The 16,163-nt window shown below is 70.8% G+C and carries 11 protein-coding genes, 1 pseudogene and 1 riboswitch; of the genes and pseudogenes, 6 read left to right on the forward strand and 6 right to left on the reverse strand.

The features are described 5' to 3' along the window. Nucleotides 1–278 precede the first annotated feature (278 nt). Nucleotides 279–863 (forward strand): flavodoxin family protein, encoded by a 585-nt coding sequence (locus OG780_RS17940; RefSeq protein ID WP_328449396.1) that lies wholly within the window; start codon nt 279–281, stop codon nt 861–863. 9 nt (nt 864–872) lie between these two features. On the opposite strand, the gene OG780_RS17945 is transcribed toward OG780_RS17940, so the two are convergent. From OG780_RS17945 to OG780_RS17955, 3 genes are all read right to left on the reverse strand, one after another. Beyond that, nucleotides 873–1,757 (reverse strand): ABC transporter permease, encoded by an 885-nt coding sequence (locus OG780_RS17945; protein WP_328458209.1) that lies wholly within the window; start codon nt 1,755–1,757, stop codon nt 873–875. Between the two features lie 85 nt (nt 1,758–1,842). Next, nucleotides 1,843–2,886 (reverse strand): ABC transporter ATP-binding protein, encoded by a 1,044-nt coding sequence (locus tag OG780_RS17950; protein WP_328449398.1) that lies wholly within the window; start codon nt 2,884–2,886, stop codon nt 1,843–1,845. 32 nt (nt 2,887–2,918) lie between these two features. Continuing rightward, complete coding sequence (locus OG780_RS17955) at nt 2,919–4,184, reverse strand: LolA family protein (protein ID WP_328449400.1); 1,266 nt, start codon at nt 4,182–4,184, stop codon at nt 2,919–2,921. A gap of 440 nt (nt 4,185–4,624) precedes the next feature. On the opposite strand from OG780_RS17955, the gene OG780_RS17960 reads away from it, so the two are divergent. After that, on the forward strand, nt 4,625–5,218 hold the full coding sequence (locus OG780_RS17960; protein ID WP_328449401.1) for a hypothetical protein: 594 nt from the start codon (nt 4,625–4,627) through the stop codon (nt 5,216–5,218). 151 nt (nt 5,219–5,369) lie between these two features. Here the strand turns inward: OG780_RS17960 and OG780_RS17965 are convergent, their stop codons facing one another. Further along, the gene (locus OG780_RS17965; RefSeq protein WP_328449403.1) at nt 5,370–6,380 is read right to left on the reverse strand and encodes a polyprenyl synthetase family protein; all 1,011 of its coding nucleotides are present in this window, start codon (nt 6,378–6,380) and stop codon (nt 5,370–5,372) included. Between the two features lie 345 nt (nt 6,381–6,725). Between OG780_RS17965 and OG780_RS17970 the strand changes: the two are divergent. Both OG780_RS17970 and OG780_RS17975 read left to right on the forward strand, forming a co-directional pair. Continuing rightward, nucleotides 6,726–8,700 (forward strand): annotated as a pseudogene (locus OG780_RS17970) (CocE/NonD family hydrolase). A 441-nt stretch (nt 8,701–9,141) separates the two neighbouring features. Further along, a riboswitch (cyclic di-AMP (ydaO/yuaA leader) is annotated at nt 9,142–9,302 on the forward strand. Nucleotides 9,303–9,306: 4 nt separating this feature from the next. Then, complete coding sequence (locus OG780_RS17975) at nt 9,307–10,068, forward strand: transglycosylase SLT domain-containing protein (protein ID WP_328449405.1); 762 nt, start codon at nt 9,307–9,309, stop codon at nt 10,066–10,068. Between the two features lie 198 nt (nt 10,069–10,266). Here OG780_RS17975 and OG780_RS17980 read toward each other — a convergent pair whose 3' ends face one another. Next, entirely contained in the window at nt 10,267–11,076 is an 810-nt protein-coding gene (locus tag OG780_RS17980) for an HAD family hydrolase (protein ID WP_326786150.1), read from the reverse strand. Between the two features lie 614 nt (nt 11,077–11,690). Here OG780_RS17980 and fahA point away from each other — a divergent pair. Further along, nucleotides 11,691–12,920 (forward strand): fumarylacetoacetase, encoded by a 1,230-nt coding sequence (fahA, locus tag OG780_RS17985; protein ID WP_328449408.1) that lies wholly within the window; start codon nt 11,691–11,693, stop codon nt 12,918–12,920. Between the two features lie 249 nt (nt 12,921–13,169). Here the strand turns inward: fahA and recQ are convergent, their stop codons facing one another. After that, entirely contained in the window at nt 13,170–15,179 is a 2,010-nt protein-coding gene (gene recQ, locus OG780_RS17990; protein WP_328458211.1) for a DNA helicase RecQ, read from the reverse strand. A gap of 290 nt (nt 15,180–15,469) precedes the next feature. On the opposite strand from recQ, the gene OG780_RS17995 reads away from it, so the two are divergent. Further along, nucleotides 15,470–16,108, forward strand: a complete 639-nt coding sequence (locus OG780_RS17995) for a hypothetical protein (RefSeq protein WP_328449410.1) — start codon at nt 15,470–15,472, stop codon at nt 16,106–16,108. Nucleotides 16,109–16,163: the final 55 nt, after the last annotated feature.

The following is a 16,163-nucleotide window of genomic DNA, read 5'->3' on the forward strand; positions in this document are numbered from 1 at the left end:
TACCGGCACGGCCCCTTCCGCCGGATCCCGGCTGCGGGTGCGTGGTGGCTTGGGTGTCGTCCCTCACGGGCGTGATTTTCAGCCCCTCCGGCGTTTGAGGAGCGGGGTCCGGGGCGGAGCCCCAGGTCGGGTCGGGTAGGGGCAGAGGGGGCGAGAGAGAGTCGTTGCGGCGGAAGCACCTGCCCGGGGCCGGCGAGGGACCCCGCCCTGGACAAGTGCATGCGCATGCATATATTGTCCACGCCTGTAATCGACGCCGGCGTATCTCAGGGGGAGCCATGACCCGCACATTCCTGTTCGTGCTCGGCAGCAGCCGCCCCGGCGGCAACACCGAGTCGCTGGCCCGCAAGGCAGCCGAACAACTGCCCGCCGACGCGGAGCAGCGCTGGCTGTCCCTGGCCGAGCACCCGCTCCCCGACTTCGTGGACCTGCGCCGGGACGGCGACCACGTACGTCCTCCCGCCTCCAGCACCCAAGCCCTCCTGCTCGACGCCACCCTCGCCGCCACCGACATCGTGATCGCCTCACCGCTGTACTGGTACTCGGTGTCCGGACTGACCAAGCGCTACCTGGACTACTGGTCGGGCTGGCTGCGCACGCCCGGCGCCGACTTCAAGGCCACTCTGGCCGGGCGCACACTCTGGGGCGTCACCGCGCTCGCGCACGAGGAGCCGGAGGTCGCCGACCCGCTGGTCGGTACGTTGAACCACTCGGCGGCTTACATGAAGATGCGCTTCGGCGGGGTCCTGCTCGGCAACGGCAGCCGGCCCGGCGACGTACTGAACGACACCGAGGCACTGACGCGGGCGAAGACCTTCTTCGCCCAGGAGGCACCGCTCGCGCGTTTCCCCTACGAGCGCTGACGCGGCCGCTCAGGCAGTGATGTCCTTCGTCGTGAACCGGGCCCACGCGGCCGACCCGAACACGGCGACGTACAGGCCCTGGATGCCGAGGTCGCGGACCAGGTCGTCCCAGTAGACGGGGTCGCGCATGAGGTCGGCGAAGGACAGCCAGTAGTGGGAGAAGAAGTACGGCTGGAGTGCGTGCAGCTGGGGAATCTGGTCCAGGATCTGGATGGTGATCAAGAGGCCGACCGTCGTCGCCATGGCCGCGATGCCACTGTTGGTGAGGGTGGAGACGAACAGGCCGAGCGCGGCGACACCGGTCAGTGACGCGGCGACGACCAGGGCGATGAGCAGCGCTCTGCCGAGCCCCTCGGCGAAACCGATGCGGGTTCCGGAGATCGTGGTCAGCTCGCCCAGCGGGAACAGCAGGGCGCCGACCGCGAACGCGGAGACCGCCACCACCAGGGTCGCCACCAGGCAGAACGTCATCGTCGTCGCATACTTCGTGAGCAGCAGCCGCGTGCGGCCGGCGGGCGCGACGAGGAGATAGCGCAGGGTTCCGGCGTTGGCCTCACCGGCGATCGCGTCGCCCGCGATGACGCCGATCGCCATCGGCAGGAAGAACGGAAGGGTCGCGGCCAGCCCGGTGAACACCAGGAACAGCCCGTTGTTGGTGATCTGCGCGATGAACGCGGGACCCTCGCCGCCGCCACCGCCCGCGGTCGAGCCGCCGCCCGTCTCGACCCTGACGGCGATGCCGATGAGGACCGGCACGGCCGCGAGCACACCGAGCAGCGCGATCGTGCGCCACCGGCGGAACGTGGTGACGAGTTCGTCGCGGAAGAGTCCGAGTGTCCACAGCGGGCTCGGCCCGCGCACGGCCCCCGGCTCCGGTGACGGCGCCGTGGCCATCCGCGTCTTCGTCCCTGTCCCCGTGGCCGTTCCCGTCGCCGTCCCCGTCGCGGCCTCGGCCTCGGCGTCCCGCTTCGGCAGATGTTCAGCCCGCGACATCGAAACCCTCCCCGGTCAGTGCCACGAACGCGTCCTCCAGCGAGGCCCGTTCGACTCCGAAGCCGCGGACCCGGACGCCTGCCATGACCAACGCGGCGTTCAGTTCGGCGAGTTCACGGCCGGGTGGCTCCGCGGTCACCCCCGTCTCGGTCACGACGAGATCCATGACGCCCTGTTCCTTGAGGATCCGTGCCGCCTCCCCGGTGTCCGGCGTGGTCACCACCAGCCGGCCCCGGGCTCCGGCCGCGAGGTCGGCCACCGGACCCTGGACGAGGAGCCGCCCATGGGCCATCACGGCCGCGTGGGTGCAGACCTGCTCGATCTCGTCGAGGAGGTGCGAGGAGAGGAAGACGGTCGTTCCGTCCGAGGCCAGCTCTCTGACCAGCGAACGGATTTCGCGCATGCCCTGGGGATCGAGACCGTTGGTCGGCTCGTCCAGGACGAGCAGCCGACGGGGCTGGAGCAACGCGGCCGCGAGTCCGAGCCGCTGCTTCATGCCCAGCGAGTACGCCCTCGCCTTCTTTCCCGCCGCGGCGGTCAGCCCGACCCGGTCCAGCGCGGTCTCGACGCGTGTCCTGCGGGTCCGGGGATCGGCGGTCGGGTCGGCGGCGTCGTACCGGACGAGGTTGTCCCGACCGGAGAGGAAGCCGTACAGGGCGGGGCCCTCGATCAGCGCCCCGACGTGCGGGAGCACGGCGCGCGCCGACCGGGGCATGGGCCGCCCCAGCACGCTCGCCGTGCCCGACGTCGGCTCGATCAGGCCCATCAGCATGCGGATGGTGGTGGTCTTGCCCGAGCCGTTCGGCCCGAGGAAGCCGAAGACGCTGCCCGCCGGGACGGTGAGGTCCAGGCCGTCGACGGCGAGCTGTCCGCCGCGGAACCGCTTGCTCAGCGCGCGGGTGGCGATCACCGCGTCCTCGGCGGACACGGCACCGGCCGACACGGCACCGGCGCTCCCCGTCCGCCCCGCGGGGACGGCGACGCCCTCGGCCCTCGCCGGATCGGGCTCGTCGGCGGACAGCTCCTCCATGGACTCCCTCGGTTCGGTTCGCCCGACCGCGCCTACTGGGCGGCGTCGGCCGCCTTCACCAGCGCGGCCTTGGTGACGGCACCGGCGTACACCTTGCCGTCGTCCGTGATCAGCGCGTTGACGAGGCGGGTCGAGAAGACCGTGCCCGAGCCGAACTTGCCCTTGACGTGATCGCCGAGGGAGTTCAGGAACCCGTCGACGTCGCTGTTGCCGGTCGAGCCGGACGCGCCGGACGGCATGCCCTCACCACCGGTGTCGAGGACGACGATCGAGTTCCAGCCCTCGCCGATGGTCTTCGGACCGCCGAGGCCGTCGGCCGTGCCCTCGTGTCCCTTCGGCAGCGCCTTCTCGAAGTCCTTCGGTTCGCCGCCCTTCGACTCGCCGCCCTTCGCGCCCTTCAGGTCGTCGCCCTCGGTGACCTTCGCCCCCTTCGGCGGGGTGAAGGCGAACGTCGACGCGGCCGGCCGGGAGAAGTCGACCTGGGTGAAGCCCGCGTCCACGACGGCCGCGCCGCCGCTCGCCGGGGTCAGCGTGAACTTCAGCGGCAGCCCCGTCTTCGCGTCCACCGCGATGCTGATCGCGCCGACCGTGGTGCCGGACTGCCGGGGCTTGATGACCAGCTTGTAGGCGTCGCGGCCCGCGACGTGCGCGGTGCCGTCGACGGTCACGGAGGTCGTGTCGTCCACGGCCTTGAGAGCCTCTTCGGCGAAGTCCTTCGGAGTGGCCGGGACATCCCGCGGCGCCTTGCCCTTGGCGCCCTCGTCGGCGTGCTCGGACTCGGCGGACGTCGAGTGGAAGACCTCGTTCGACTTGCTGTCGTACCCCCACACGTCCTTGCCGTTGTGGATGACGCTGTACTCGGCGGCGTTGTCCAGCAGGGAGACCTTGCCCCTGTCCGGGCCGTCGGCCGCGACGCGCAGCGTGTGCGTGCCCGAGGCCAGTTCGAGGAGCTTGGACTGCGGGTCGGCGGAGGAGCCGCCGTGCCCCTCGGCCGCGCCGGACAGCAGGCCGCTCTCCAGACCGCCCAGGTCGGGCAGCCCCAGATCGGTGCTGATCTTGACCGTGCCGGAGAGCTGCTGGACGTCCGACCCGGCGATCTTCTCGATGAGTTGCTGTGCGGTGACCTTCGGCAGGTCGGGGTCTCCGGAGTCGGCGAGCGCCGGAACGAGTCCGATCGTCGCCGCCGCCACCCCCACCACCGCGACCGGAACGACGTACCGCGCGGCCTTGCGTCGCCCGGCGAGCCTGTCGTCGGCCTCCGCGGCCCTCGCGCTGTCGTCGGATTCGTACGGTGCCATGTGTGCGTTACCTCCGTCGTCGGCGGCGGCCCTGCCCTCGTTCCGTGCTCCACTCCTAAGCCGCCATTCTCACCCGGACCGGTGAGGAGTGGTGTTCTCCATCTGACCAAATACGCGGGATGAAAGCGTCAACCCCCGGGCTCAACTCCACGTAGTCCTGCGGTATGACGTGACAGGGCGGTGCCTACCCCCGACCCGTAGGGGTTGCTCGTGGGGGTCGTACGTGGGGTCGCACGTGGGGTAGCTCGTGGGGAACCCGGCCTGTCGCACCCGCCCGGATTCCCGACGGGGAGGCCGCCCTCGACGGACACTTCGCCGTATTACCCAAAAGATATTAAATGTGGCGACAATTCGAGCAAAGAGCGGCTCGAATCCGTACGTACAGGTGGCAGCGATCGGAGCACCCAGTACTCCAGGGACCACAGGATCGAGGGATTGCCATGATCGCCATCAGGTACGCCGCGGGATACGCCGCCACGGGCACCGCCGTCCTGGCGCTCACGCTCGCCGGATGCGGAGGGGGCGGCGGCGGAAGCAGCGGCAGCAGCAAGAGCGGGACCAGCCCCTCGCAGAGCAGCGGCGGCACGACGCAGAGCGGCACCACGGGATCGGCGACGTCCATGCTGACCACGGCCAAGGTCGCGAAACTGGGCACGGTCGTCACCGACGACAAGGGGTACGTCCTGTACCGCTTCGACGCGGACTCGGCGAACCCGACCAAGGTCACCTGCTACGACACCTGCGCCACGGTCTGGCCGGCGGCCACGGCCCACGGCGGGGTGACCACGAAGGGCATCGACAAGAGCCTGGTCTCCACGGTGAAACGCGCCGACGGCAGCACCCAGGTCACCCTCGCCGGCTGGCCCCTCTACCGGTACGCCAAGGACGACGAGCCGAAGGAGGCCTACGGCCAGGGAGTGGACGGAACGTGGTTCGCGGTGACGCCGGGCGGAGCGAAGATCACCACACCCGCCTCGACGTCGTCGACACCGACACCGGCCACGACGAGCACGGGAGGCGGTGGAGGTTACTGACAGCCGCCCCGGCACGGGCCGGCCCCAGCCTGGCCGGTACGGGGCCGGTCCCAGCCCGGCGGGTACGGACCGGTTCCAACCGGCCCGCGACCGCTGACACGCGAGCCGGCGTCCCAGTCAGCCCGCGACCGGTGACACCGGAACCGGCGTCTCAGCCCGCCCGGTGCACCACGGCGTCCACCAGCTCGACCAGCGCGGCCTTCGAGTCGCACTCACGCAGCGGGGCCAGCGCGGCGCGCGCCTCCTCCGCGTAGCGCACGGTGTCCCGGCGCGCCTGCTCCAGCGCGGGGTGCTCCCGCAGCCGGGCCAGCGCCTCCGCGTGCCGCGCGTCGTCCGTCAGGTCCGAGTCGAGCAGCTCGCACAGCGCGATGTCCTCGGCGAGCCCCAGCCGCTCCGCGCGCTCACGCAGCCGCAGCACCGGCAGCGTGGCGATGCCCTCGCGCAGATCCGTCCCCGGCGTCTTGCCGGACTCGTGCGAGTCGGACGCGATGTCGAGGACGTCGTCCGCGAGCTGGAAAGCGACGCCCAGCCGCTCGCCGTACTGCGTGAGCACGTCCACGACCGTCTCGTCGGCGCCCGACATCATCGCGCCGAACCGGCACGCGACCGCGACCAGCGACCCGGTCTTGCCGCCGAGCACGTCGAGGTAGTGGTCGACCGGATCGCGGCCGTCGCGCGGCCCCGCGGTCTCCAGGATCTGCCCGGTCACCAGCCGTTCGAACGCCTCGGCCTGGATCCGGACGGCCTCGGGCCCGAGGTCCGCCAGGATGTACGAGGCGCGGGCGAAGAGGAAGTCACCCGTGAGGACGGCCAGCGAGTTGCCCCAGCGCACGTTGGCGCTGTCCACCCCGCGCCGGACCTCGGCCTCGTCCATCACGTCGTCGTGGTACAGCGTGGCGAGGTGGGTCAGCTCGACGACCACGGCCGAGGGCACGACACCCGGCGCGTAGGGGTCGCCGAACTGCGCGGCGAGCATCACGAGCAGCGGCCTGAACCGCTTGCCGCCGGCCCGCACGAGGTGCTGGGCGGCTTCCGTGATGAACGGGACCTCGCTCTTGGTGGCTTCGAGCAAACCCTCCTCGACAGCCGTCAATCCGGCCTGGACATCGGCTTCGAGAGCCTGGTCCCGCACGCTCAGCCCGAACGGCCCGACGACGGTCACGAGAGGTTCTCCTGTCTGCTGACGATCACATGGCGAACTCGGTCGATCATTTGGTCGATGACACGGTTTGTCGATGTGTCGCTGCCATCACTCAAGTCAGCGTATCCGGTCACGTTTCGATCACCACGAGCGCCCACCGTCCCCCGGTCCACTTCGCTCCGCCAGGTGGTGGGTGCGAGTACACCCGGAAGGCACACGGGAAGCACCTGCGTGCCCCAACGGCGGGTACCCCGGCTCACGGGCACCACCCCACCACCGACTGTATGTTCATGATCAGATGATGTGAACCGACTTGCGATGACTTCCGATGAAATGACCGGCATTACGTCCTCTGGGGTGACGCTCATGCACATCCGTACGTCCTTCCCTTACGAGACCACTCACGAGGACGTCCTCATCCCTCTCTCGGACGGCACCCGTCTGTACGCCCGGATCTGACGGCCGCCGGCCGAGGAGCCCGTACCCGCGCTCCTGGAGCACCTCCCGTACCGCCTGACCGACTGGAGCCCCGCGCGACCAGCAGTGCCATCCCTGGTACGCCGGGCACGGCTACGCCTCCGTCCGCGTGGACGTGCCCGGCCACGGCAATTCGGAGGGGATGCCGGGGGACGAACACACGGGGAACGAGCCGGACGACGGGGTGGAGGTGGCCTCCTGACCGGCGGCCCAGTCCTGGTGCACCGGCCGGGTCGGCATGTTCGGGATCGCTTGGGGCGGCTTCGACTCCCTCCGGATCGCGGCCCGCGCGCCCGAGCCGCTCAAGGTGATCGTCACGGTCTGCTCGACCGACGACCTCTATGACAACGACGTGCACCATGCGGGAGGTTCCGTCCTCACCCTCGACACGCACGCCCGGTCGGCCCGACTGCTCGCCTTCGCCGCCCGCCCGCCGGACCCCGCGCACGTGGGCGAGGGCATGTGGCGGAGCAGGTGGGAGAAACGGCTGGGGGCGATCGGCCCCGCCGCGCACACCTGGCCGGCGCACCGGACCAGGGACGCGTACTGGCGCCACGGCAGCCTCCGCGAGGAGTACGGGGCCATCCGCGCCGCGGTCCTCGCGGTCGGCGTCCGGCACGACCCGCACCGCGACACCGTGCTGCGTCCGGTGCGGAACCTGCCGCCGGATCGCGTACGAGGTCTCATCGGCCCCTGGTCCCGCCAGTACCCGGACCGGGGCCTGCCCCCTGGACCGGCCATCGGCTTCCTCCAGGAGACGCTGCGCCGGTGGGACCACTGACTCAGGGACGAGGAGACGGACGCGCTCTCCGTCCCCCCTTCTGCGCTCGTACGTGATGGACGCGCACCCTCCGGCGACGGTGTACGCGCGGATCCCCGGCCGCCGGGTGGGTGACCCGGCCTGGCCCTCACCCTCGGTGACCCCGGTCGTGTACGCGCTCCAGGACGCCCCGCTGCCGGTCCGGTCCCCGCAGCACACGGGGGTCGACGCGGGCCGGCTGTTCCCTTCCGGCGACGACGCCGGCCTGCCGCCGGACCAACGGGAGGAGGACACCCGCTCGGCCTGCTTCGAGTTCGAGGCGCCGGAGGAGACCTGGGTCCTGGGCCGCCCCCGGGTCAATCTGCGGCTGACGTCCGCGTCACCCAGGAGCCAGGTGATCGCCCGGCTGTGCGACGTCGCCCCGGACGGAGCGTCCACGCTCGCCACCCGGGGCGCCCTGAACCTCTCGGCGCGCCGGGGCCCCGACCGGGCGGTTCCCCGGGAACCGGGCACCACGGAGAACGTGGTGTTCGACCTGAACGCCATCGGCCACGCGTTCCCGGTGGGCCACCGGATCCGGCTGGGCCTCTCCTCCGCGTACCGGCCTGGATCTGGCCCCAGCCGGGCTCGGAGGCGGGCTTCACCCTGGAGCCGATCGGCAGCGTCCTGGAACTCCCGTTACGGGCAACGGAGTCGGACGCCTCGGTCGCCTTCGAGGAACCGGAGCAGTTCGCACCCCTCGGCGCGACCGTCTCGGGCACCCTGGACGAGCCCCGCCCCCGGCGTCTGGCCCTGCGCGACGTGGCCGCGGAGACCTGGCGCCTCGAGGTGGACCCGGGGCGCGGCGGCACCCGCGTGTACCCCGACGGCCTCGAATGCACGGAGGAGGCCCGGGAGACGTACACGATCGACACCTCGGACCCGCTGTCCGCCCGCGCACAGCCGGCCGACTGGGCCCACCGGCACGGGAGTTCACTCCCCCGGACCGCTACGCATCCACACGCGCCCCAGGCCCGGGCCTGCGCCACCCGCTCACGGCGCGGGCCCTGGCATATCGCCGCGCGCCGGACGGCGACAGGACACTCTCGTGCCGAACACCGGTGAGGCGAGGCGCACTTCACCGCGCACCGGCCCGGGTTCGGACCGCGTCCGGGCGGCGCTCCCGCCGCCGGGCGGCCGCGCTCCTCGATGTGTCCCGCGCCACAATTCCCGCCGCGCCAGGGGCCGCTCAGCACCCCGCGAAGGGCTCAACGGCGGCTTCCACCGCAAGCGCAATGCCCGAATTACCCTTCATGCCGCCTTGATGCTCTTTGGTCTCGTGAGTTGGGTCACCGGCGAGCCGGACCCCCGCCGCACACCCTCTCCGGCCCAACCCGTTTGCCAAAGGCAAGTTGAGGATCCAATTCCGGCGCAATCGGACTTTTTACCCACGCATTAACCAGGAGAAAGCGATCTTCGCAGTCAAATCTCATCTTGTTTCGGACATGTGCTCTCGCATACGTTCTGGTCGACCCCGGGCGGATCGCCGAATCCTGCCGCCGCCCGGCAACCCATCGACCCACGCACGGCAGGAGCGGGGGAACCACAGGTAAGCCGCCGATCCGGGCACACCGGACCGGCTTGGGGTGAAGCCGCGCCCACAGCGCGGCCGGGCATCTCCCGCCCGAACCCGACAGCTCACCTCGCAGGCGTCGGAGAGGACATTTCGTCATGCCCGTACGTGCCAAGCACCGCCGCAAGAAGACCAACGTCATCACCCGGGGCATGATCGCCGCCGGAACGGGCGGCATCGCCCTCGCCCTCCCGCTCGTGAGCGCCACCGGCGCCAGCGCCGCCACCCCGGCGCAGGCCCCGCAGGCCGCCCACACCGCGGTGGTCCCCAACGTGCAGCTCGTCACCTACAAGGTGGTCGCCGGCGACACGCTCTCCAAGGTGGCGCAGAAGTACCCCAAGAGCGGCGGCTGGAAGAAGCTGTACGCGGCGAACCGCGCGGTCATCGGTGACAACCCCGCCCACCTCCGTCCGGGCCTGAAGCTGACCGTGGGCACGAAGACGCTGAAGTCGACGACCGTCCGCACCACGGCGAACGCGACCACCGCCGTCGCCAAGTCCAAGGCGACCACCGTCACCCAGGCCTCCGCCAAGACGTACTCCAACAACCTCGACGGCTGGATCAAGGAATCCCTGGACGTCATGGCCAAGGCGGGCATCCCGGGCAGCTACGACGGCATCCACCGCAACGTGATACGCGAGTCCTCCGGCAACCCCAACGCCATCAACAACTGGGACTCCAACGCCGCCGCGGGCATCCCCTCCAAGGGCCTGCTCCAGGTGATCGACCCCACGTTCCAGGCGTACCACGTCGCCGGCACGTCGTCGAACATCTACGACCCGGTCGCCAACATCACCGCGGCCTGCAACTACGCGGCCGACAAGTACGGCTCCATCGACAACGTCAACGGCGCCTACTGATCCCACCCCGCACCCCGTCTTCATCCGCACCCGCCGACGGCGCCTTCCCGGCCCGTCGGCGGGTGCGTTGCGGTCGCGTCGGCGGGTGGGTTGCGGTCGCGTCAGCCGGTGTGCGTCCGTGGGCGCGGCGGCGGGTCCGCTCCGAATGTGTCGGCGGGTGTGCGTTCGTGGGTGCGCCGGGCGGGCGTGTCGGCGCCGCTAGAAGCCGAAGAGGCGCTCCAGCACGACCGCGATCCCGTCGTCCTCGTTCGACAGGGTGATTTCGTCGGCCACCGCCTTCAGTTCCGGATGAGCGTTGGCCATCGCCACACCTCGGGCCGCCCAGTCGAACATCGGGATGTCATTGGGCATGTCACCGAAGGCGAGCGTCGCGTCCGGGGTGAGCCCGAGGTGCGCCGCGGCGAGAGCCAGGCCCGTCGCCTTGGTCACCCCGCATGGCTGGAGTTCGACGGTGCCGGGACCGGACATGGTGACCGTCGCCAGCGAACCGACCACTCCCCGTGCCGCCGACGCCAACTCGTCGTCGGACAAAGAGGGGTGACGGAGCAACACCTTGCTGATCGGCTCCGCCCAGAGGTCGTCCCGGCGCGGCACCCGCACCGCCGGCAGAGTCGGATGCGGCATGACATAGCCCGGCTCGATGAGCGTCAGCCCGTCCACGCCGTCCTGGTCGACCGCCGCGTACAGCAGCCCGACCTCCGCCTCGATCTTGCCGAGCGCCGTCTCCGCCAGTTCCCTGTCCAGGGTCACCGACCACAGCATGCGGTCCGCGCCGGCGTCGTACAGCTGCGCCCCCTGCCCGCACACCGCCAGTCCCTCGCCGCCGAGTTCGTCGAGAAGCGGTCGCACACGCGGTGCGGGTCGGCCCGTGACCACGAGATGACGGGCACCCGCCCGGGTCACCTTCGCCAACGCGGCGCGTGACCGGTCGGAGAGTGTGTCGTCGCCGCGCAGCAGCGTTCCGTCCAGGTCAGTGGCGATGAGTGAATATGCAGTCGGAGCGGCCATGATCCGAAGAATACGGATCGAACGACTCATCGGCCCGGCCTGAACCGGACGACGTCCGGTATCCCGTCAGCAACGCCGTTCACCGCACGGTGGTAAGCGCGTTGCGACCGCTTCGGATCACCCACGCTCCACTTCCGTCCACACCGACTTTCCCGCACACGACCGACCACAACTCCCCAACACCCCCTGGACAAAGGCCAGCTCACCGAAAGACCACCTCGACCGCCGTACCGCACCACGTCGGCCATCGGGGCCGGACATCGACAAGTCCGTTCGCGGAGAAGCCCGTTGGGCCGGGCAGAGGCGAACTCCTCCCCCCTTGGGGGGGGCACGCCACGGAACCGTACAAGACAGCCGCGGGCAGTCTCGGGCAGCCGTGAGCAGGTCCGTGAAGCGCGGCCACGGAACCGAGAAGCGGCACCCGTCACCCGGGTCCGGCGCACCCGCCGCCCACGGACCTCCGGCTCCGCGCGGAACCAATACGGACATTGCAAACCCTTTAGGCCCTGCCGCAGCGGGGACAGTCCCCCGTAACGTGTGCCCCGACCACATTGAAACGCGTGGAACGCATGGATCACATGGCGAGTACGAATCCGAAAGCGAGGCACCTACCGATGCCCCCCTTCGATGTCCCCGAGGGCGACCCCTTCGGCCCGCACAACCTGCCGTACGGCGTGTTCTCCCTGACCGACCCGGCCGGCGATCCCGAGCGGCGCGTCGGCGTACGGCTCGGCGACCACGTGCTCGACGCGGGCGCGGCGGCCCGCACCCTCGGCTCCCCTTACGCCGGGCTGCTCGCGCAGCCGACCCTCGACCCGCTGCTCGCCGCGGGCCGCACCGCCTGGTCCGATGTCCGGCGCGCGCTGACGGCCTGGGTGACCGTCCCGGCCCACCGGGAGACCCTCGCTTCCCATTTCCACCCGCTCACCGACGTGACGCTGCACCTCCCCTTCACCGTCGCGGACTACGTCGACTTCTACGCCTCCGAGAACCACGCCCGGAACGTCGGCCAGATCTTCCGTCCCGATGCCGCCGACTCCCTCACGCCGAACTGGAAGCACCTGCCGATCGGCTATCACGGCCGCTCCGGCACGGTCGTGGTGTCCGGCACGGATGTCGTCCGCCCGTCGGGCCAGCGCAAGGCCCCCGCGGACGCCGCCCCGGTCTTCGGCCCCTCGGTCCGCCTGGACATCGAGGCGGAGGTCGGCTTCGTGGTCGGCACCCCCTCGGAACAGGGCCGTCCGGTGCCCCTGGGCGACTACCGCGACCACGTCTTCGGTCTCTGCCTGCTCAACGACTGGTCGGCGCGCGACGTCCAGGCCTGGGAGTACGTCCCGCTCGGACCCTTCCTCGGCAAGTCCTTCGCCACGTCCGTGTCGGCGTGGATCACCCCGCTGGACGCCCTCGACGACGCCCTGGTGGCCCCGCCCGTCCGCACGCACCCCCTCCTCCCCTATCTCGACGACGCCTCCGAGGAGCCGGGCGGCTACGACCTCCGGATCTCCGTGGCCATCAACGGCCACGTCGTCTCGGAACCCCCCTTCTCCACCATGTACTGGACGGCCGCCCAGCAACTGGCCCACATGACGGTCAACGGCGCCTCCCTGCGCACCGGTGATCTCTACGGTTCCGGAACCGTCAGCGGCCCCTCGGAGGGCGAGCGCGGCTCGCTGCTCGAACTCACCTGGAACGGGCGCGAGGCCCTCGAACTCCCCGACGGCAAGCGCACGTTCCTCGAGGACGGCGACGAGGTCACCATGACGGCCTGGGCCCCCGGTCCGGGCGGGACCCGGGTGGGCCTCGGCGAGGTCCGGGGCCGCATCACACCGGCCGTCTCCCTGTAGGACTCCCCGGGGCAGGCCCCCTCAGGAGGCTCCGGCAGAAGACTTCGGGGGACGCCTTCGGGGGATGCCTTCGGGATACCTCGGCCGAGGCTCCCGCGGAGGTCCCCCGGCGGGAACGAGTGTCCGTGTCACGGTGGCCAGGATCCTGGCCACCGTGCCCCGCGGAGCCTGGCTGGCCCGGCGGGGTCGGCGGGGTCGGCAGGGCCGGCGGGGCGTCGCCCCCGTTCCCGGTCGTCCGCCTCGGGCCGACTACATCCAGTCCTCTGGCTCCGGCTCCTGGTCCAGCTCGGGCCAGTCCGGGTCCGGTGCCGCAGCGGCCGCCGCAACCGGCGCCGTCTCGGGTCTGCCGCCGTCCCCCGGGGCAGCGGGCGTACCGTCGGCGAGCGAGGCGAGCACCCCGATGACACCCTCCCCGTAGGTCGCCAGCTTCTTCTCGCCCACCCCGCCGATACCGCCCAGCTCCTTCACAGAGGTGGGCCACACCGTGGCGATCTCCCGCAACGTGGCGTCATGGAAGATGACGTACGCCGGGACTCCCTGTTCGCGCGCCTGCTCCGCCCGCCAGGCGCGCAGCGCCTCGAACACGGGAACGAGCTCCGCGGGCAGTTCGGCCACCGCCGCCTTGGCCTTGCGCTCGCCCTTGGGTACCGACGACCGGGATGTGACCGGTTTCGGCGCCTCCTTGCGCAGCAGCACGTCGCGCTCGCGCCGCAGCACGGTCCCACTCTCGTCGGTCAGCACCAGCGTGCCGTACTCGCCCTCGACCGCGATCAGCCCCTGGGCCAGCAACTGCCGTACGACACCGCGCCATTCGGACTCCGCCAGCTCCTCACCGATACCGAAGACGGACAGCTGGTCGTGGTCGAACTGGATCACCTTGGCGGTCTTGCGCCCCAGCAGGATGTCGACGATCTGGCCCGCGCCGAACTTCTGGCCCCGCTCGCGCTGGAGGCGCACCACCGTGGACAGCAGCTTCTGCGCCGCGACCGTACCGTCCCAGGTCTCCGGAGGCGTCAGACAGGTGTCGCAGTTGCCGCAGTCCGGGGTGTCGGGGTCCTGGCCGAAGTAGGCCAGGAGCTGGGAGCGCCGGCACCGGACCGTCTCGCACAGGGCGAGCATCGAGTCCAGATGGGCGGTGGCCCGGCGTCTGAAGGCCGCGTCACCCTCCGAGCCCTGGATCATCTTGTTCAGCTGGACCACGTCCTGAAGGCCGTACGCCATCCACGCTGTGGAGGGCAGTCCGTCACGGCCGGCGCGGCCCGTCTCCTGGTAGTAGCCCTCGACCGACTTCGGCAGGTCCAGGTGCGCGACGAAGCGGACGTCCGGCTTGTCGATGCCCATGCCGAAGGCGATCGTGGCGACCACCACGAGGCCCTCCTCCCTGAGGAAGCGGGACTGGTGCGCGGCACGGGTGCCCGAGTCCAGGCCCGCGTGATACGGCACCGCCTCGATGCCGTTGCGGGCGAGGAACTCGGCGGTCTTCTCCACGGAGTTGCGCGAGAGGCAGTACACGATGCCCGCGTCACCCGCGTGCTCCTCGCGCAGGAAGGACAGCAGCTGCTTCTTCGGGTCGGCCTTGGGAACGATCCGGTACTGGATGTTGGGGCGGTCGAAGCTCGCCTCGAAATGACGGGCCGCGGGCATGCCCAGGCGCTGGGTGATCTCCTTGTGCGTCGCCCGCGTGGCGGTGGCCGTCAGCGCGATGCGCGGGACGTCCGGCCAGCGTTCGCCGAGCAGCGAGAGCGCCAGATAGTCGGGACGGAAGTCGTGGCCCCACTGGGCCACACAGTGTGCCTCGTCGATCGCGAAGACGGAGATCTTCCCGCGGGACAGCAGGTCCAGCGTGCTGTCGAGACGCAGCCGCTCGGGGGCCAGGTAGATGAGGTCGAGCTCTCCGGCCAGGAACTCCGCCTCGACCACGCGCCGCTCGTCGAAGTCCTGCGTGGAGTTCATGAACCCGGCACGCACGCCCAGCGCCCGCAGCGCGTCCACCTGGTCCTGCATGAGCGCGATGAGTGGGGAGACCACAACGCCCGTACCCGGTCTGACCAGGGAAGGGATCTGGTAGCAGAGGGACTTTCCGCCACCGGTCGGCATCAGGACGACGGCGTCACCGCCCGCCACCACGTGCTCGATGATCGCTTCCTGCTCGCCGCGGAAGGCGCCGTACCCGAAGACCCGGTGGAGAGCGGCCAGTGCCTCGCTCCCGCCCAGTGTCTCCGTCGCGTCCGCTTCGGTCATCACACCCGTCCCGCCCATCGTTTCGTCCCCCGTACGTCGCGCCTCGACCACTGCGTCCACGATAGGGGTCCGCGCCGACAGTCCGAGAGTTGTCCACAGGCTGCGAGGGACCGGCTTCCCTACGTATCGGCGCTTGTCCCGTCTCACTCCGCCGCGCGGCGCGCCCCCACGGGGTTCAACCCGTTGGCCCCGCTTGCATGGCGGCGCTTCGGGACCCGGGGCCATGCTGCTCGGGCGGGAGGAGGGGGCCCGCAGCCGACGGACCCGTGCAGTCCGTACGCCTCTCTCGTTTCCCTAGGAGTCCTCGCATGTCCCAGCGTCCCCTCCGGACCGCCATCACCCTCGTGACAGCCGCCGCCGCGTCGCTCGCCCTGTCCGCCGGCCCCGCCCCGGCCGCGGACCGCCCGGCCGACCCGAAAGCCTTGCGGGATCTGGCCACGGCGTACCTGGCCAGCGTGAAGTACCTCGACGAGAAGGTCGCCCTCGCCGACGGATACGTGCCCCGCCAGTGCTCCTCGGACCCCGCGGGGCACGGCAGCATGGGCTACCACTACTTCAACGAGTCCCGCTACGGCTCACTCGATCCGGCGAAGCCCTCGGCTCTCCTGTTCGAGGACGGCAAGAACGGAAAGCGCAGGCTCGCCGGGGTCGAGTGGATCGTCCTGGACTCGGACCAGAACCTGAAGACCAGCAAGGACCGGCCGTCGATGTTCGGCGGCCAGAAGTTCGAGGGTCCGATGCCGGGTCACTACCCCGGTATGCCGATCCACTACGACCTGCACGTCTGGCTGTGGAAGCAGAACCCCAACGGGCTGTTCGACCGCTGGAACCCCAGGGTGAAGTGCCCGGCCGCCCCGGCGCACACCGGCAAGTCGGGCACGGCCCACACCGGCTCGTCCGGCATGGTCCACACCGGCTCCGCGGGCACGGCCCACACCGCCCACTGAGAACGGCTCGGGCCCCGCTCCCCCGAGGGGGGAGCGGGGCCCGAGCCTCGCGAGG

It is taken from the genome of Streptomyces sp. NBC_00386, from assembly GCF_036063235.1.
Taxonomy (GTDB): Bacteria; Actinomycetota; Actinomycetes; order Streptomycetales; family Streptomycetaceae; genus Streptomyces.

What these genes read in the sequence shown, in the direction of transcription:
- OG780_RS17995 (WP_328449410.1), top strand. Translation starts at nt 15,470, where the DNA reads ATGTCCCAGCGTCCCCTCCGGACCGCCATCACCCTCGTGACAGCCGCC.
- OG780_RS17945 (WP_328458209.1), bottom strand. Translation starts at nt 1,757, where the DNA reads ATGGCCACGGCGCCGTCACCGGAGCCGGGGGCCGTGCGCGGGCCGAGC.
- OG780_RS17980 (WP_326786150.1), bottom strand. Translation starts at nt 11,076, where the DNA reads ATGGCCGCTCCGACTGCATATTCACTCATCGCCACTGACCTGGACGGA.
- OG780_RS17960 (WP_328449401.1), top strand. Translation starts at nt 4,625, where the DNA reads ATGATCGCCATCAGGTACGCCGCGGGATACGCCGCCACGGGCACCGCC.
- recQ (WP_328458211.1), bottom strand. Translation starts at nt 15,179, where the DNA reads ATGGGCGGGACGGGTGTGATGACCGAAGCGGACGCGACGGAGACACTG.
- fahA (WP_328449408.1), top strand. Translation starts at nt 11,691, where the DNA reads ATGCCCCCCTTCGATGTCCCCGAGGGCGACCCCTTCGGCCCGCACAAC.
- OG780_RS17955 (WP_328449400.1), bottom strand. Translation starts at nt 4,184, where the DNA reads ATGGCACCGTACGAATCCGACGACAGCGCGAGGGCCGCGGAGGCCGAC.
- OG780_RS17975 (WP_328449405.1), top strand. Translation starts at nt 9,307, where the DNA reads ATGCCCGTACGTGCCAAGCACCGCCGCAAGAAGACCAACGTCATCACC.
- OG780_RS17950 (WP_328449398.1), bottom strand. Translation starts at nt 2,886, where the DNA reads ATGGAGGAGCTGTCCGCCGACGAGCCCGATCCGGCGAGGGCCGAGGGC.
- OG780_RS17940 (WP_328449396.1), top strand. Translation starts at nt 279, where the DNA reads ATGACCCGCACATTCCTGTTCGTGCTCGGCAGCAGCCGCCCCGGCGGC.